Origin of the sequence: Mesorhizobium dulcispinae (assembly GCF_033977345.1) — a bacterium.
In the GTDB taxonomy this organism is placed as follows: domain Bacteria; phylum Pseudomonadota; class Alphaproteobacteria; order Rhizobiales; family Rhizobiaceae; genus Mesorhizobium; species Mesorhizobium dulcispinae.
On sequence record NZ_JAVIIY010000018.1, the window covers coordinates 47,054 to 62,413 of the forward strand.

Here is a 15,360-nt window from a genome sequence, read left to right on the forward strand (position 1 = left end):
AGAGAAGGTTCTTACCATGAATATCAAAGCTATCTGCTTTGGCGCTTTTGCCCTTTCGGTTATTGGCGGGGCCGCGTTCGCCGGAGTCCTCGACGAACCGTCCAATATGCAGCCCTTCTTCACCGATTCCGGCATGAAGACGATGAAGGCGAGTGCCGATTTCGAGACGGCGTGGAAAGCCACGCCGAAGGCCATGCAGGCTTCAATGATGAAGGAATGCAACGACGCCGCCATGAGCAAGCCGCATGCTCAGTTCTGCGCCCGGCTCTTCGCCTTGGGCCATCACAGCTGACATTTTCGGCGCCCGGCACTACAGAGCGTTCTGATGGCGGGCCTCGGCCCGCCTTCGTCGCATGACGAAACGCTATCGACATTATAGCGCTCATGCATTGGCGTGATGGAGTGCCATGCGGCAGGGTTCCAGCGTGCACCTATGCTAGATGAGGGACGCCCCGCATGGACATTCATCACATCCGCTACTTCCTGGCCGTCTGCGAGACCCGCAATTTCACGCGCGCTGGCGAAAAGTGCAACGTCACCCAGCCCGCGCTGTCCCGCGCGATCCAGCAGCTCGAGGATGAGGTCGGCGGCCTGCTGTTTCGCCGCGAGCGGAACCTGACCCATCTTACGGATCTGGGCGCATTGCTGCGTCCCCGGTTCCAGCAGATCCTCGACGAGGTGACCGGCGTGCGCCAGGAAGCGTCGAGGTTCCTGTGCCTGGAGAATGCAAATCTCAAGGTTGGGGTTATGTGCACGATCGGTCCGCGGCGATTTACCGGTCTATTGACGGAGTTCAACAGGCGCCAGCAAGGCATCCAACTGCAGCTGGTGGAGGGCGTTCCCGCTTCCCTTTCGCAACTGCTGGAAGCCGGTGAGATCGATGTCGCGATCATGGCGTCCAGCAACAGTTTCCCAGAGAGGTTCGATGTTACGCCGCTCTATCGCGAACGGTTCGTCCTCGCGTTTCCCAATGGGCACCGGCTGGCCCGCAACGACAATGTTGCCATCTCGGAACTCGACGGCGAGAACTATCTCAGGCGTTTGAACTGCGAGTATCGGGACTATCTTGCCGGCCTCTGCAATGAACGTGGCGTGAAGCTCAGGATCTCCTACGCCAGCGAGCGCGAAGACTGGATTCAAAACATGGTCTCAGGCGGGCTGGGAATCTGCTTCATCCCGGAATTCAGCGCCGTCATCCCAGGATTGCAGATCAGGCCAGTCGTCGATCCTGAAGTTTGGCGCGAAGTCTCGCTCGTCGTGGTGGCCGGGCGCCGCTTCTCGCCGGCGACATCGACCTTCGTGAACAGCGTCAAGGCGCATAGCTGGCCGGAAAGCGGTATCGACCTGTCGGCCAGGAAGAGCGCTGCATAGCAATTCGAAATGAAGCCCAACGCCGCGATAAATGCCGCGGTGAGATAGTCGCGCTGGCGCTGTCATCCACCATAGTTTTCAGGTATCGAATTAAGAGCCAGTCAGCATTTCTCTTTCTTCGAGGCTGCCGTCACTCTCCTCCTATGCCCCGCTTCCGCGATTGGGCACCGACAAAGGAGAAATAGACATGGCTTCCAAGACTATTGCATTGCGGGTGCCGCTGAAGCTGGCGCTGACACTCGGACTTCTCACCGCGACCGCCGCGTTTTCGGTGGCCCCGGTTTTCGCCGGCGACTGCCCTGCCGGCCAGGCCGCCACCACCGACATCCAGGAACATCCCAGCAAGCCCGTCGGCGTGACGGACACGGTTCTTTCGGCGATCGACCTCAGCCCGAAGGGCGAAGCCTGGAAGGGCAACATGCTGCGTCTGCGCAAGCTTGTCGTTCAGCCGGGCGGCGTGGTGCCGTGGCATGAGCACAATGTCCGCCCCGCCAACATCATCGTCGTCGAAGGCTCCATCACCGAATACGCCAGCACCTGCAAGGTCGGCATCGAGCATCCGGCCGGCGACGTGACCGCCGAGTTCGGCCAGCTCGCCCACTGGTGGAAGAACAACGGGAAGGTCCCGGCAGTGCTCTACTCAGCCGACGTCCTGCCGCCGGCGATGCACAACGATCACATGATGTGAGCCGCTCGTCGCGGCCAGCGGATCCCAGCAGCAGCAACCAACAGCGCGTCCTCAGGCGATCGCCTGAGGACGCATGGCCAGGAGCCTGTGATGACGACCAGTGAACATACCGAATTGATGCGGCTCCGCAGGGTGGCCGCGGACAGCTGGCGCTTCGGCCTGATCGCCCTGATCGCGTTCCTGACGCTCGTCGATCTGTTCGCCACCCAGGCCATCCTGCCCTCACTGGTGACGAAATTCGGCGTCAGCCGCGCGACCATGGGCTTCGCCGTCAACGCCAGCACCTTCGGCATGGCGGTGGCCGGTATCGCCGTCGCTCTCTTCGGGCGCGGCATCGATCGCCGCAACGGCATCTGGATCAGCCTGGCCATCCTGGCGATCCCGACGACACTGCTTTCGCGGACGGACAGCATCGTCATTTTCGCCCTGCTGCGCGTAGCGCAAGGCCTTTGCATGTCGACCGCGTTCACGCTCACCATGGCCTACCTGGCGGAGCATTTTTCCGCCCGGCAGACCACGAGCGCGCTTGCGGCGTATGTGACCGGCAATGTTGCCAGCAACTTTTTCGGCCGGCTGATGTCGGCGGCCGTCGCCGACATGTTCGGCATCTCCACCAACTTCCTGACCTTCGCCGCCCTCAATCTGTCCGGCGCGGCTCTTGTCTGGTTCACGCTGCAGAAGACCTCGGCAATGATGCATGCCGACTCGGAGGGCCGGCCTGCCCGCGCGGCCTGGAGAGTTCCGCTGCAAAATGCCGAGCTGCGGGCCTGTTTCGCGATCGGTTTCCTGATCCTCTTCGTCTTCATTGGCACCTTCACCTATGTGAACTTCCAGTTGGTTGCGGCGCCTTTGTCGCTGACTCCGATGGCGCTAGGCGCGGTCTATTTCGTCTTCCTGCCGTCGATGCTGACCACGCCGCTCGCCGGGCGTGTGGCCTCGGGTCTCGGCCCGAGAGCGGGGGTCGGTGTAACGCTTGGGCTGGCGATCGTCGGCTTGCTTCTGCTGCTCACGCCCAGCCTTCCCATCGTCCTCGCCGGAATGGCGCTGGTTGCCAGCGGCACCTTCCTGGCCCAGGCGATCGCCACTGGACATGTCAGCCGAACGGCATCGCGCGACCGCGCCGCGGCAAGCGGCATCTATCTCGCGTCCTACTATGCAGGCGGGCTCGCCGGCAGCTTCCTCATCGGACAGGTCTACGACCGGGTCGGCTGGACGGCCTGCGTGGCCGCGCTGGTCGCGGTTCTCGCGGCCGCGATCGCCGTAGCCCGAACACTGAGAACGCCAGCCGCGTGACCGTTTGCGTCGGCAAGATCACCCAAGAAACTCAATCCATAGCCAACCCAGCAACCAAGGAGAATGCGATGAGAGCCACCTGAAAGCCCTGATCACCGGTGCCGCCATGCTGATGACGGTCATCCTTCCTGCTGCCGCCTCGGACGGCGTCGTCACTGTCAAGAGCGGCTATTCGGTCGCCGAGACCGTCGCCCGCATCAAGAAGGACGTTCTCAAGAAAGGCCTCATGTTTTTTGGCGTGATCGACCAGGCAAAGCTCGGCAACAAGGCTGGCAACGACGTCCGGCCGTCGCGGCTCGTCATGTTCGGCAATCCGGCGCTTGGCACGACATTCATCACCTCAAATCCCGAGGCCGGCCTGGACTGGCCGGTGCGCGTGCTGGTTTACCAGACGCCCGATGGGCAAGTTTACGCCGCCTATAGCGACTTCGATTGGATTGCGAAGCGCCACGGCATCACTGACCGGCAGGCGCAGTTCAAGATGGCGACCGAGGTGATCCAGTCCGTCACGTCGTCGGTCAGGAAGAACTGATCGGCGCGAGGCGCCGAAATGCTTCGGCTCTTCGAAACTGTCAGCCTTGCACAGCCAGATCATTCGGCGGCGGACAATGCCTTTGCCCGCTCGCCGAACCATTTCTTCTGCGTTGCTTCGCGGACCAGCGCGCCAACCGCGGGCGAATGCCTGCGGCCGCGCACCGTGACGAGATTGACGTCACGCCAGAATTCCGGCTCCGTGATCGGCAATGCCGCCACGCCCGGGTGCTTGGCGGTGTGCTCGGGCATGAACCCGAAACCGAGCCCGGCCGCGATCATGGCCAGTGTCCAGTCGTCACGATCGCTCCAGTAGACGGGACTTACGGTAACACCCTGCTCGGCGAGAATGGCATCCGCATAGCCGGCGAATTCGCAGTTGTTGCGGTGAATGTAGCTTTCATTGCTCATCTCCTTCACCCGCACGACCCGCTGGTTCGCCAGCCGGTGCGACAGGTGAACCGCCATCACCATCTGCTCGCGAAACAGCGGCAGTGAGTGCACTTCCTCGTCGGGAACGTCCGACGGCAGCGCATAGATGGCGGCCTCGAGATCGCCCTCGAGCAACCTCTTGCGAAGGTTCACGGCGTCTGAATCGCAAAGGTGAAGCTCCACGCCGGGGTGATGCCCACGGACGGCCGCGATCAGCTCGATGATCTCATCTGGCGCGATCGTGCTCATGATGCCGACCCTCAGCGGCATCTTTTTCAGGTTCACATACCGCTCGGCGATCTGCTTTGCCTGGCGGGAGTTCTCGAAAACGCCTTCGAGATAGGTCTCAACCATTCGACCGAGTTCGGTGAGGTGAGTGAACCGGCGCTCTCGGTGGAAGAGGGGCCCGCCGAATTCATCCTCCAGCAGCTTGATCGCACGCGAAAGCGCCGGCTGCGTGACGTTGCACTGCTCGGCCGCCCTGGTGAAATTGAGCTCCTTGGCGACGGCCAAGAAACATCTGACCTGGCTGATCTCCACTGCACGCTTCCCCTTGGCGTGCATGCCGCACGACCCGCGTTGCAGGATCGATCTTACAAGCTGCCCCAGCGTCAAACAACCCAGCCTGCAGATCTATATCGCCGGCACGCCGGTCAGACTGTCGGCTATCGAATCCATGTCTCAACGGCATTTCCGCAGTTTCGGATGGCTCGCCATACTGACGGGAAGATGCAGATACCGGGCTTTCCAGCCCGATGCTCGCAACCGTTTACCGGCCAAGTCGGCAGGGCTCAACTGAAGGAAAACAACGATGCTCAGAGGAAAGACAGCGCTCATAACCGGTTCGACCAGCGGCATCGGGCAAGGCATTGCGGAGGCTTTCGCGGCCGAGGGCTGCAACGTCGTTCTGAATGGCTTCGGCGACCCTGCCGAGATCGAGCTGCTACGGTCGAGACTTGCCGCCGATCACGGGGTGACTGTCCGCTACGACAATGCCGACATGAGCAAGGGCGACTCCATCACCGCGATGATGGACAAGGCCGTCGCCGAGTTCGGCGCTGTCGACATCCTGGTCAACAATGCCGGCATTCAGCATGTCGCGCCGATCGATGACTTCCCTATCGAGAAATGGGAAGCGGTCGTGGCGATCGATCTCATGTCTTCGTTCTATACGATACGGCGCGCTCTGCAGGCGATGAAGGCGCGCAAATGGGGCCGCATCATCAATGTTGCCTCGGCCCACGCACTCGTCGCCTCGCCATACAAATCCGCCTATGTCGCCGCCAAGCATGGCGTGGCCGGCCTGACCAAGACGGTTGCGCTGGAAGTTGCCGAACAGGGCATTACGGTCAACGCCGTTTGCCCCGGCTATGTGCTCACCCCGCTGGTCGAAAAACAGATACCGGATACGGCCAAGGCCCGCGGGATTACCGAAGAGCAGGTGGTCAAGGATGTGCTGCTGGCAGCCCAGCCGACCAAGCAGTTCGTAACCGTCGAGCAGGTGGCGTCGCTATGCCTGTTCCTGGCCTCGGACGATGCGGCCTCGATCACCGGCGCCATCATGCCGATCGAGGGCGGCTGGACCGCCCACTAGATCCGGCGCGAGGAACGAAAGCCATGAACAAGATCACGCGCAACGTGCCCGTCTCCGAAGCAGACCCTGCGATCAGCCCTCAGGGCGGATCCCAGCGCCAGACCGTCCTTGTCCTCCAAGGCGGTGGCGCGCTCGGCGCCTATCAGGCCGGCGTCTACCAGGCGCTTGTCGAAGGCGGCATCGAACTGGATTGGGTCATCGGCACATCGATTGGCGCCATCAACGCCGCGCTGATTGCCGGAAACCAGCCTGAGGATCGCCTGCCCAGGCTCCAGGAATTCTGGGACGGTGTCACCCGCAGCAGCCCTCTGGACGAGTTTTTCCGGATGATGATTCCAAGCAACATCTTCGCCAACATGGGCACGGTGATGCGAGGCATCCCGGGGTTCTTCGAACCGAACCCGAGCGCTATGTTCGGGGTCAATCGCGAAGTCGGTGTCGAGAATGCATCCTACTACACCACCGATCCGCTCAAGAGGACGCTAAACAATCTGATCGACTTCGACTACCTCAACGGGCGCCACACGCGGCTGACGGTCGGCGCAGTCAACGTTAACACTAGTGAACTCAGATATTTCGACACACGCGAGATGACGCTGTCGGTGGCGCATGTCATGGCCTCAGGCGCCTTGCCGCCGGCGTTTCCGGCGGTTTGCATCGACGGCGAGCCCTACTGGGACGGCGGCATCTATTCGAACACGCCGATCGAGGTGGTGCTCGATGCGCGACCCAGGCGTGATGCGCTGATCTTCGCGGTCAACATGTGGCAGCCCCGCGCCACCGAGCCGAAATCGATCTGGCAGGTCATGGGGCGGCAAAAGGACCTTCAATACGCCAGCCGCGGCCGGAGCCACGTGGCACGGCAGGAGCAGCTTCATCGGTTGCGGCACGTGGTGCGCGAAATGGGAAGGCTCGTGCCCGAGGAGCGTCGCGAGGATCCGATGTTCAAGGAACTCGCCTCCTATGGCTGCCCGTCGGTGATGCATCTTGTCCGGCTGCTTTCACCACGCCTCGACGGTGAGGATCACACCAAGGACATCGACTTCACGCGCTCAGGCATCCGCACCCGCTGGCAGGCGGGATACGAACATGGGCAGCGCGTCCTCGAGGACAAGCCATGGGAATGCGAAGTCGACATGCTCCAGGGCATCGTGATCCACGAATCCCAAGAGTGATGTGCCGCGCCGAGGAAGAGACGGAGACCACCGATGCAGATCATCACTCCAGGTATGCGGCTCATTCCTGAAGCCGTGCTCGCCAACAATGCTGCGCTCTTCCGCACGATACCGGAGACTCCTTCCCACGCGGACAAGTCTCTGCATCGCGTGGTTATTGTCGGCGGCGGCGCCGGCGGCCTGGAACTGGCGACGCGCCTTGGCCGCAAATTCGGCAACCGGCGGCTTTCCATCACGCTGGTCGACCGCAGCCGTACCCATATCTGGAAACCGCTATTGCATGAGGTGGCATCGGGCGCCTTGAGCGCGTCGCATGACGCCGTCGAATACATCGCCCACGCCAGCCGACACGGCTACCGATACCGCATTGGCGAGGTCGTCGGCATCGACCGTGCAAAGCGCCAGATATTTGTTGCGCCCAGCTTCGACGATGACGGCAGGCAGATCATTCCGCCACGCGTTCTTGGCTACGACACGCTGGTCATGGCCGTCGGCAGCGTCAGCAACGATTTCGGCACACCGGGCGTCGCGCGTCATGCCATTTCGCTCGACACCGCGGAGCAGGCCGCCCGGTTCAACAAGCGCATGATAGACGCATGCCTGCGCGCCAACGCGCAATACGAGCAGCTGTCGCCCGGTCAGCTCCACTGCGTCATCGTGGGCGCCGGCGCCACCGGCGTCGAGCTGGCTGCCGAACTGCACAAATCGATGCGCGAAATTGCGTCGCACAACCTCGACAATATCGATTTCGAGAGATTGATCCGCATCACCATCGTCGAGGCCGGATCGCGGATCCTGCCGGCGCTTCCGGAACACATGGCGCGTGCTTCGGCTAGCCTGCTCATCAAGCTCGGCGTGCAGATACGATGCGGCATCAAGGTCACCGAAGTGACGGAAGATGGCGTCCGGCTCGGCGAAAAAATGTTCGTGCCGGCCGAACTCGTGGTCTGGGCCGCCGGGATCAAGGCACCGGATTTCCTCAAAGACCTCGACGGCCTCGAGACAGATCGCATCAATCGCCTGATTGTGGACGAAACCTTGCGTGCTGTCGGAGACGAGAATGTGTTCGCGATTGGAGACTGCGCGAATTGCGTCCTGCCAGGCGAAGACAACGCCTTGCCGCCGCGTGCCCAGACAGCTCATCAACAGGCTGACCACTTGGTGAAGGTGGTTGCCGCGCGTCTCAAGGGACGGGCAGCGCCGGCATTCCGCTACCGCGACTACGGCTCCCTCGTCTCGCTCGCCGATTACGGCGCGTTCGGCAGCCTTATCGGCGGACTGAAGATTGAAGGTCTGCTTGCGAGGCTTGTGTATCGCTCGCTCCACAAGATGCATCTGAAGGCAGTGCACGGCCTGGCGCGGACGGCGCTGGCTTCGATCGGCGAGATGATCGTCAGGCGTGCCAGACCGCGGATCAAGCTTCACTAGCAGAGTGGAGGGTGCGATGGAAAAGTATGACGTCGTGATCCTGGGCGGCGGCAATGCGGGAATGGGCGTGACGCTCGCGACGCGCGCCGCCGGGCTGTCCGTCGCCATGATAGAGGCTCGCGACCTCGGCGGCACCTGCCCCAATCGCGGCTGCACGCCGAAGAAGGTGTTGGTCGCCGCGGCCCACGCGCTCGACGAGATTGAAAGGGCCGGCTGTCATGCCATCAAGACCGCTTCGCCGAGGCTCGATTGGCGAGCCTTGATCGAGCGGGAAAAAGACATCGTCAGGGACATCCCGTCCCGATTGTCCGCATTGATGGCCAAGCGAGGCGTCGATGTCATCTCCGGCGAGGCCGCATTCATCGGCAGCAACGCCATCCGCGTCGGCACCCGAGAACTCGCGGCCAGGAACATCGTCATCGCCACCGGCTCGAAGCCGCGCTCGCTGCCGATCCCGGGCGCCGAGCATCTGACGACGTCCGATGAGGTCTTGAGCGATCCTGTGCTGCCTGGCGCCGTTGTCTTCATCGGCGGCGGCGTCATCGCCTTCGAGCTGGGGCATGTCTATGCGCGCGCCGGCGTCGAGGTCACGATCCTCGAGGCGCTGCCGCAACTGCTCGGAGGTTTCGACGAGGATGCCGTTGCTCAACTCCGTGGCGAGAGCGAGCGGCTGGGCATCGGCATCCACACCAAGGCCTGGGTCAAGAAGGTCGAAAAGGCTAACGGACGACTGCGGGTGAGCCTCGCGAGGGACGGCATCGAGTCTCTGGTGTACGCGGATCGCGTCGTCAACTGCGCCGGACGTGTGGCCAATGTCGAGGGTCTCGATCTTGGGGCCGGTGTCATCGTGCATCGCGAAGGCCGCATTGAAATCGACGGCCACCTGCGCTCACGCTCCAACCCCGATGTCTATGTCTGTGGTGATGCGGTGTGGAACTCGCCGCAGCTTTCGCCGGTGGCGACCTATGAGGGCGGGATCGTCGGCCGCAACATTGTCGACGGACCGAAGCATCGGCCCGACTATGGTCACATCCCGGCCTCGCTCTACAGCATTCCGGCCGTGGCAAGCGTCGGATTGACCGAGGCTAAGGCGAGAGAGCGGGGTCTTCGCGTAAAGGTCCACGTAAACGACATGCAAGGCTGGCTCTCCGCAAGGACTTATGCGGAGGCGGTCGCATGGTCGAAGATTATCATCGAGGAGCCGACGGATCGCATCGTCGGAGCACACTTCGTAGGTCATTCCGGCGAAGAGCTGATCCACATCTTCGCGCTCGCCATGAAACACGGCATCACGGCACAAGGGCTGTCCGAGATGGTCTACGGTTTCCCGACTTTTTCGGCGGATATCAGGAACATGATGTAACGCGTCGATCCGGGGCGGCGAATAGAACACAAACCTGGCAGGCGTCGATGCACATGGGGCATCAAAACCATGCAGGAAAAACATGGCAATTGCCGAGGGGTTCCGGTGGTAGGCTGTGTGCGACATGTGAAAGTGCAGAAATGGCCGCCGACGACCAGGCAATGACATTCGAGCAGTCCGTCCAGACAGCCATCGAACTTGATGCGCCTCTCAATGAGCGGCTGGCTGTAATTGCCGCTGCCGTCCGACGTCTAAACTCCGAATTCGCGGACGCTGTAGAGCGACTGGTGGATCGCCTTGAGAAACAGGGAGCCGGGGCTATGGCGCCGGCTCAGGGCGAAGCCATGCCTGGTTTCTTGCTGCCTGATGATGACGGCAAGCTCGTCAGCCTGGCCGAGATCTTGGAAAAGGGGCCAGCCGTCATCACCTTTCAGCGCGGGCACTGGTGCCCCTATTGCCGTTTGAACGCCATCGGCATCGTCGAGGTGCAGCGCCAGATCGTTGAGCTGGGCGGACAGGTGGTCGTGATCATGCCGGAGCGGCGCAAATTTGCCAAAGCCATGAAGGCCGCCGTTGGCGCGCAGTTTCCGTTCCTGATCGACATGGACAACGGCTATGCGTTATCGCTCAACCTTGCGATCTGGGTCGGGGCCGAGATGGAGCGGCTGATGGGCCTGGGGTTCGATCTCCCCAACTATCAGGGCAACAGCAGCTGGTTTCTGCCGATCCCAGCCACCTTCATCGTCGGAACGGACGGCATCATCACGGATCGCTTCGTCGATCCGGACTACCGCCGTCGCATGGACATTGATGAGATGATCGCGGCGCTCAGGCGGGCTCGCTGACGCCGAAGGACGACCAGTCGGCTGACCTCAACAGGTTGAGCAGCGTTGTCGCGACAGGCGAGCGCTGCCTGCCGGCAACCGCATAGACGGAAACGATCCGCGAAACGTCGAGATCACGAAGCTTGAGCCGGCGGGTGTTCGAGGATCGCGGTGCCGTGAGCGAGACAAAACCGACCCCAGCGTTGGCCTCAAGCAACGCAAGAAGGTCCTGGTCGGTCTCCACTTCATGTGCGGTTCGAGGCGCATAGCCTTTGGCGGAAAGGCAGCGCGACAGTTCCTCGCTGGTCTCCCAATCGATCCGGCTAAGCACGGGCTCCGCGGCAAGCTGAGCCAACGCGACATCGGCCTCGTTGCGCCGGGCCAGCGGATGATCGGAGTTTACGGCGAGTTCGATCCCTTCCTGAAACAGCGGCCACACGTCCAGGCGATCCCAAGCCTGTCCTAGTGGCCCAGCAATTGCCAATTCGACGTCGCCACTCTTTAACGCGTCGACGACGGCAGCCGGCGAACCACGATTGATCTTGAGGTGGACGCCGGGATAGGCCCGGAAAAGCTCCGTGAACGGGGAAACGAGCAACGTGATGTTGATGCTATTCGAAATCGTAACGTTGAGCGGCGCGATGTCGCTGCTTTGCACTGCCTTGGCAAGCGATTTGGCGGAAGTTGCCGCATCATAACATTGCTGGAGCAGCGGCAGCATGCGCCGCCCGAGTTCCGTAAGGTGCGAGTGCTGGCGTTCGCGCCGAAGGAGCTCGCCGCCCAATTCCTCTTCAAGCGTCTTGATTGCGCGCGTAAGCGCCGGCTGAGTGACGTTGCATTCCTCGGCCGCCCTCGTGAAATTCAGCGTATTCGACAGGGCCAAAAAATAGCGGACCTGCTGCATCTCCATGAATTTGCGCCCCCACAGCGGAATTCGATTTTTCAGGCACAGCTAATTTGTGGTTATGCTATCGCAACCGGAAATCCAAGCAAGGTCGGGAGCCGCTAAAACTTGGCTTCCCGGGCAATAGTGGCATCTCCCTTCCTGGTTAGAGCTGTCATTCCTATCGACGATTTCGAGGACGCCGGCTGCCCGAAGTGGGTCTACCGCCGGCCTTGCCAGGCCCTATGAGAGGCAAGGTGCGCCGAATACACGTTGGCCTCGTTGATATCCACCAACTTGCTCGAGGAGACCGGCATTGCCTCTGTGCCCGCCGATGGTCCGCCATCTGAAATCCCCCGACCTGTTCGGCGCGATCGACCGCGGGCCGGCGCTTGGTGCGCCATCCGCGGGGCGCACGTTCGAGGTCTTCAATCCCTCGACCGGCGAATTGCTGGCGGAACTTCCCGACATGGGCGTCGAGGAGACGCGCGCGGCGATCGACAAGGCCTATGTCGCTCAAGCTGAATGGGCAGCGCTGACCGCCCGGGAGCGCAGCGAAATGCTGTGGCAGTGGCATCAGCTGATCGTCAACCACACCGACGACCTCGCGGCGATCCTCACCGCGGAGATGGGCAAGCCGCTCGCCGAGGCCAAGTCGGAGGTCTCGCATGCCGCCGCTTATCTGCAATGGTACGCCGAGGAGGCCAATCGTATCTATGGCGAGACGATCTCGGCGCCGTCGACCGACCGCCGCATGCTGGTGATCAAGCAGCCGATCGGCGTCGTCGGCACGATCACGCCATGGAATTTCCCCGCATCGATGGTGGCGCGCAAGATATCGCCGGCGCTGGCGGCGGGCTGCGCGATCGTATTGAAGCCTGCCGAGCAGACGCCGCTTGTCGCAGGCGCCATGTTCGCGCTCGCCGCCGAGGCCGGCTTTCCCGACGGCGTTGTGAACCTCATCTATGCGTCCGAGGGTGCCGCGGTGGGGCGTGAGCTCTGTCACAATCCCAAGGTGCGCAAGATCAGCTTTACCGGATCGACCGAGGTCGGGCGCCTGCTGATGCGCCAGTGCTCGGACCAGGTCAAGAAGGTCAGCCTCGAGCTCGGCGGCAACGCGCCTTTCATCGTCTTCGACGACGCCGATATCGATGCCGCCGTGGACGGGGCGATCCAGGCGAAGTTCCGCAATGCCGGCCAGACTTGCGTTTCGGCGAACCGCCTTTACGTGCAGTCGGGCGTTCATGACGAATTCGTCGACAAATTCGTCGAACGGGTTCGCGAGCTTCAGGTCGGTGACGGTTTCGATCCGGGTGTCGCGATCGGCCCGCTGATCGACAGGCATGCGCTCGCCAAGATCGAATCCCACATCGCCGATGCCGTGGCGAAAGGCGGGGCGATCCGCTGCGGCGGAGGCCGGATCGGCGCCGACGGCACATTTTTCCCGCCGACGGTCCTTACCAACATCTCGAGCGCAATGACGGTGGCGCAGGAGGAGACATTCGGGCCGTTGGCGCCGGTCATCCGCTTCGAGGATGCGGATCAGGTCGTGCGCGAGGCCAACGATACGATCTACGGCCTCGCCGCCTATTTTTATGCTTCCAACCTGAAGCGTGTCTGGCGTGTAGCGGAAGCCTTGGAATACGGCATGGTCGGCATCAACACCGGACGCATGTCCTCGGAAGCCGCGCCGTTCGGCGGGATCAAGCAGTCCGGCATCGGGCGGGAGGGCTCCCGCCACGGCCTCGAGGATTACCTTGAGATGAAATATCTCTGCATGGGCGGCATCTGAGGCATGAAACGAGCAGGGCGGCTTTTGAAGACGAGCGTTATCGCCCGATCAGGTCGTTTGGTTCCGCTCGCGGGTTCAGTTGCTGATATGCGACAGTGCCAGGTCAGCTTCGTCCTGAGCCTCCAGCAGAAGTTCCTCCGCTGACCGGAACATGTCCTCGAACGCCAGTTCATGCTCGAATACAACGCCGCCGACGCGGATGGTAAGCACGTCCTTGTCGCCTTTCGGCGCGAAATAAATCTGTCCGACCGCTTCTCGAACGCGTTCGCCGATCTCCTTGGCGTCCTGCTTCGTCGCGCCGGGAAGAAAAACGCCGAACATCGAATTTCCGAGCCGGCCGATCAGGTCGTCCTTGCGCACCGAGGATCGGATAGCCGAGGCGATGAGACGCAAGGCTTCGTCGCCCCATCCAAGGCCGAAGCGCAGGTTGATCGATGCAAGATGTTCCGGGTGGATGACGAGAAAGGCGCCCGAACGCGGGCCGGATGGCCTCGCCGCCCGCCTGTCGACCATCGACGTGAACACCGTCCCGTTGAGGCAGCCGGTCACCCGATCGTAGGTGCCGGACCTGGTGAGTTCCTGCCGGTAGCGGCGGATCTCGATTTGCTTCCAACCGAGCAGGGCAAAAAGCGGCAGGCCGATGATGACGGGCAGAAGGGCGGCCGTGACGACGCTGCGGCCGAACGGCGTCAGTACGTCGCTGAGCAGGAGCAGATAGTTGAGACCGAGCGATAGGCCGACGCAGCCGGCCGTGCCCAGCAGGGACAGCCAGAGGACATGCTTCCAGGCTCTTGCCGGCGCGGTCTCGGTTTCTCTGCTCACTGGCCAATCTCCTGTTGGACGCATTGGCTTAAAGGCGGTGTGTTACGATTTCCGTTTCAGCGAGACCTACAATTTGAAGGAAATCGGCGCCTTCTCTGCAGGCCGCGCTGGAATGCACTCGTCGGCGGCAGCCTGATTCTTGCTTCGATGATCTGATTCGGTCGCTGAAACACATCAGCGTTTGGTAGGATCGCCGGACTGCTTTAACCATTCCGTCATTACGCAATTCCGGAACGGAAGGCCGTTACGCGGCTATTTCCCGGAATGCTCTATTGCGGCGGGCCGAAGATGCCCATCTCGGCGCCCCTGGCGACAGACTCGGCCTTGCCGTAGATGCCCGTTGGCGAAGCCATTGCCCAGCCGTTGGCAACCAGCCAGGCGCCGACATCCTGTTTGCCGAGCATGCAGGGCGCGGCGATGGCGAAACGGTCGGCATCGGGCGGCAGGACACATTTGAGCGCCCGGCCGCGCAGCCAGGCGTTGAAGGCGGCGCGGGCGCGCTGCCCGCAGGGCCAGACGGCATCGCCGAACGAGCAGGTCATGTCGGGATCGATGTCGACGGTCCCGCTGATGACGATGCGGCGTCCCATGGCCTCGAAAACCGCCGACGAGGTGGCGACCGGGCGAAAAAGCAGCGTTTCGCGCCAGTCCTGCGGCATCGGCGTCTCCGGCGGCGAGGCGAGGCCGATCTCGCCGAGCGGAGGGCGTGGCTCGATGCGCTCGATCCCCGTCACATCGAGCGGCGGCGGCGCGATGAGGTCCTCGGCGATCCTGCGCGCCGGCTGGCCCGGCCGCATGTCATGAACGGCGACGCCGGAGGCGGGCCGTGCTTCGGCCGCCTCCCGGGCCGGCGGATACGAGGGGAGTTCGCTCGGCAACCATCGGCTGGAGGTGGCAATCAGCAACGCGCCGGCGATCAGCCCGAGACCGCCGAGCGTCGTGGCAAGCCGGCCGGTCGATTTCACCTCGCCCAAAGCGCGCCTCGTCGTTTCACCGGATCATACATCAATGCATGTCGCCCAGAAGTGTGCAGCGGTTCTGGGGCAACGACATGCAGCAAACAAAACTTAAAGCGCGTCGACTGAATCCGGCGCGACGCGCTTTAGGCGGCGACATTGCTTGAAAAGCAAGGCGTTGCGTTAAGTCTCGCGCAACCAATGCAGC

At 62.4% G+C, this 15,360-nt stretch carries 15 protein-coding genes; 11 read left to right on the plus strand and 4 right to left on the minus strand.

From position 1 onward, the window contains the following. Positions 1-16 precede the first annotated feature (16 nt). The 5 genes from RFN30_RS27565 (at position 17) to RFN30_RS27585 (ending at position 3,884) form a co-directional block, all read left to right on the plus strand. Positions 17-292 (plus strand): hypothetical protein, encoded by a 276-nt coding sequence (locus RFN30_RS27565; protein ID WP_320265215.1) that lies wholly within the window; start codon positions 17-19, stop codon positions 290-292. 164 nt (positions 293-456) lie between these two features. Further along, positions 457-1,371 (plus strand): LysR family transcriptional regulator, encoded by a 915-nt coding sequence (locus tag RFN30_RS27570; RefSeq protein WP_320265216.1) that lies wholly within the window; start codon positions 457-459, stop codon positions 1,369-1,371. 187 nt (positions 1,372-1,558) lie between these two features. Continuing rightward, positions 1,559-2,059, plus strand: a complete 501-nt coding sequence (locus RFN30_RS27575) for a cupin (RefSeq protein ID WP_320265217.1) — start codon at positions 1,559-1,561, stop codon at positions 2,057-2,059. A 90-nt stretch (positions 2,060-2,149) separates the two neighbouring features. Continuing rightward, positions 2,150-3,352 (plus strand): MFS transporter, encoded by a 1,203-nt coding sequence (locus RFN30_RS27580; RefSeq protein ID WP_320265218.1) that lies wholly within the window; start codon positions 2,150-2,152, stop codon positions 3,350-3,352. A 106-nt stretch (positions 3,353-3,458) separates the two neighbouring features. After that, positions 3,459-3,884, plus strand: coding sequence for a DUF302 domain-containing protein (locus tag RFN30_RS27585; protein ID WP_320265219.1), 426 nt, complete (start codon positions 3,459-3,461; stop codon positions 3,882-3,884). Between the two features lie 59 nt (positions 3,885-3,943). On the opposite strand, the gene RFN30_RS27590 is transcribed toward RFN30_RS27585, so the two are convergent. Continuing rightward, a complete protein-coding gene (locus RFN30_RS27590; protein WP_320265220.1) occupies positions 3,944-4,855 on the minus strand; it encodes a LysR family transcriptional regulator in 912 nt (303 codons plus the stop codon). A 271-nt stretch (positions 4,856-5,126) separates the two neighbouring features. Here RFN30_RS27590 and RFN30_RS27595 point away from each other — a divergent pair, with 271 nt between their 5' ends. The 5 genes from RFN30_RS27595 to RFN30_RS27615 all read left to right on the plus strand — a co-directional run bounded on the left by RFN30_RS27595 (position 5,127) and on the right by RFN30_RS27615 (position 10,720). Continuing rightward, a complete protein-coding gene (locus tag RFN30_RS27595; protein ID WP_320265221.1) occupies positions 5,127-5,909 on the plus strand; it encodes a 3-hydroxybutyrate dehydrogenase in 783 nt (260 codons plus the stop codon). A 23-nt stretch (positions 5,910-5,932) separates the two neighbouring features. Then, on the plus strand, positions 5,933-7,084 hold the full coding sequence (locus RFN30_RS27600) for a patatin-like phospholipase family protein (protein WP_320265222.1): 1,152 nt from the start codon (positions 5,933-5,935) through the stop codon (positions 7,082-7,084). A gap of 33 nt (positions 7,085-7,117) precedes the next feature. After that, positions 7,118-8,512, plus strand: a complete 1,395-nt coding sequence (locus tag RFN30_RS27605; protein WP_320265223.1) for an NAD(P)/FAD-dependent oxidoreductase — start codon at positions 7,118-7,120, stop codon at positions 8,510-8,512. 16 nt (positions 8,513-8,528) lie between these two features. Continuing rightward, a complete protein-coding gene (locus RFN30_RS27610) occupies positions 8,529-9,875 on the plus strand; it encodes a dihydrolipoyl dehydrogenase family protein (RefSeq protein ID WP_320265224.1) in 1,347 nt (448 codons plus the stop codon). Between the two features lie 140 nt (positions 9,876-10,015). Then, positions 10,016-10,720, plus strand: coding sequence for a peroxiredoxin-like family protein (locus RFN30_RS27615; protein ID WP_320265225.1), 705 nt, complete (start codon positions 10,016-10,018; stop codon positions 10,718-10,720). On the opposite strand, the gene RFN30_RS27620 is transcribed toward RFN30_RS27615, so the two are convergent. Next, a complete protein-coding gene (locus RFN30_RS27620) occupies positions 10,704-11,609 on the minus strand; it encodes a LysR family transcriptional regulator (RefSeq protein ID WP_320265226.1) in 906 nt (301 codons plus the stop codon). The two genes, RFN30_RS27615 and RFN30_RS27620, sit on opposite strands and share 17 nt — an antisense overlap. A gap of 307 nt (positions 11,610-11,916) precedes the next feature. Between RFN30_RS27620 and RFN30_RS27625 the strand changes: the two genes are divergently transcribed. Further along, positions 11,917-13,374 (plus strand): NAD-dependent succinate-semialdehyde dehydrogenase, encoded by a 1,458-nt coding sequence (locus RFN30_RS27625; RefSeq protein ID WP_430699091.1) that lies wholly within the window; start codon positions 11,917-11,919, stop codon positions 13,372-13,374. 75 nt (positions 13,375-13,449) lie between these two features. Here RFN30_RS27625 and RFN30_RS27630 read toward each other — a convergent pair whose 3' ends face one another. Together RFN30_RS27630 and RFN30_RS27635 are read right to left on the minus strand one after the other, a co-directional pair. Continuing rightward, entirely contained in the window at positions 13,450-14,196 is a 747-nt protein-coding gene (locus tag RFN30_RS27630) for a GGDEF domain-containing protein (RefSeq protein ID WP_320265228.1), read from the minus strand. Between the two features lie 269 nt (positions 14,197-14,465). Then, complete coding sequence (locus RFN30_RS27635) at positions 14,466-15,161, minus strand: thermonuclease family protein (RefSeq protein ID WP_320265254.1); 696 nt, start codon at positions 15,159-15,161, stop codon at positions 14,466-14,468. Positions 15,162-15,360 lie beyond the last annotated feature (199 nt).

Excerpts from the sequence above, each read along its gene's own strand:
- RFN30_RS27565 (WP_320265215.1), top strand. The coding sequence starts at position 17 with ATGAATATCAAAGCTATCTGCTTTGGCGCTTTTGCCCTTTCGGTTATT.
- RFN30_RS27570 (WP_320265216.1), top strand. The coding sequence starts at position 457 with ATGGACATTCATCACATCCGCTACTTCCTGGCCGTCTGCGAGACCCGC.
- RFN30_RS27575 (WP_320265217.1), top strand. The coding sequence starts at position 1,559 with ATGGCTTCCAAGACTATTGCATTGCGGGTGCCGCTGAAGCTGGCGCTG.
- RFN30_RS27580 (WP_320265218.1), top strand. The coding sequence starts at position 2,150 with ATGACGACCAGTGAACATACCGAATTGATGCGGCTCCGCAGGGTGGCC.
- RFN30_RS27585 (WP_320265219.1), top strand. The coding sequence starts at position 3,459 with ATGCTGATGACGGTCATCCTTCCTGCTGCCGCCTCGGACGGCGTCGTC.
- RFN30_RS27595 (WP_320265221.1), top strand. The coding sequence starts at position 5,127 with ATGCTCAGAGGAAAGACAGCGCTCATAACCGGTTCGACCAGCGGCATC.
- RFN30_RS27600 (WP_320265222.1), top strand. The coding sequence starts at position 5,933 with ATGAACAAGATCACGCGCAACGTGCCCGTCTCCGAAGCAGACCCTGCG.
- RFN30_RS27605 (WP_320265223.1), top strand. The coding sequence starts at position 7,118 with ATGCAGATCATCACTCCAGGTATGCGGCTCATTCCTGAAGCCGTGCTC.
- RFN30_RS27610 (WP_320265224.1), top strand. The coding sequence starts at position 8,529 with ATGGAAAAGTATGACGTCGTGATCCTGGGCGGCGGCAATGCGGGAATG.
- RFN30_RS27615 (WP_320265225.1), top strand. The coding sequence starts at position 10,016 with ATGGCCGCCGACGACCAGGCAATGACATTCGAGCAGTCCGTCCAGACA.
- RFN30_RS27620 (WP_320265226.1), bottom strand. The coding sequence starts at position 11,609 with ATGGAGATGCAGCAGGTCCGCTATTTTTTGGCCCTGTCGAATACGCTG.
- RFN30_RS27625 (WP_430699091.1), top strand. The coding sequence starts at position 11,917 with ATGGTCCGCCATCTGAAATCCCCCGACCTGTTCGGCGCGATCGACCGC.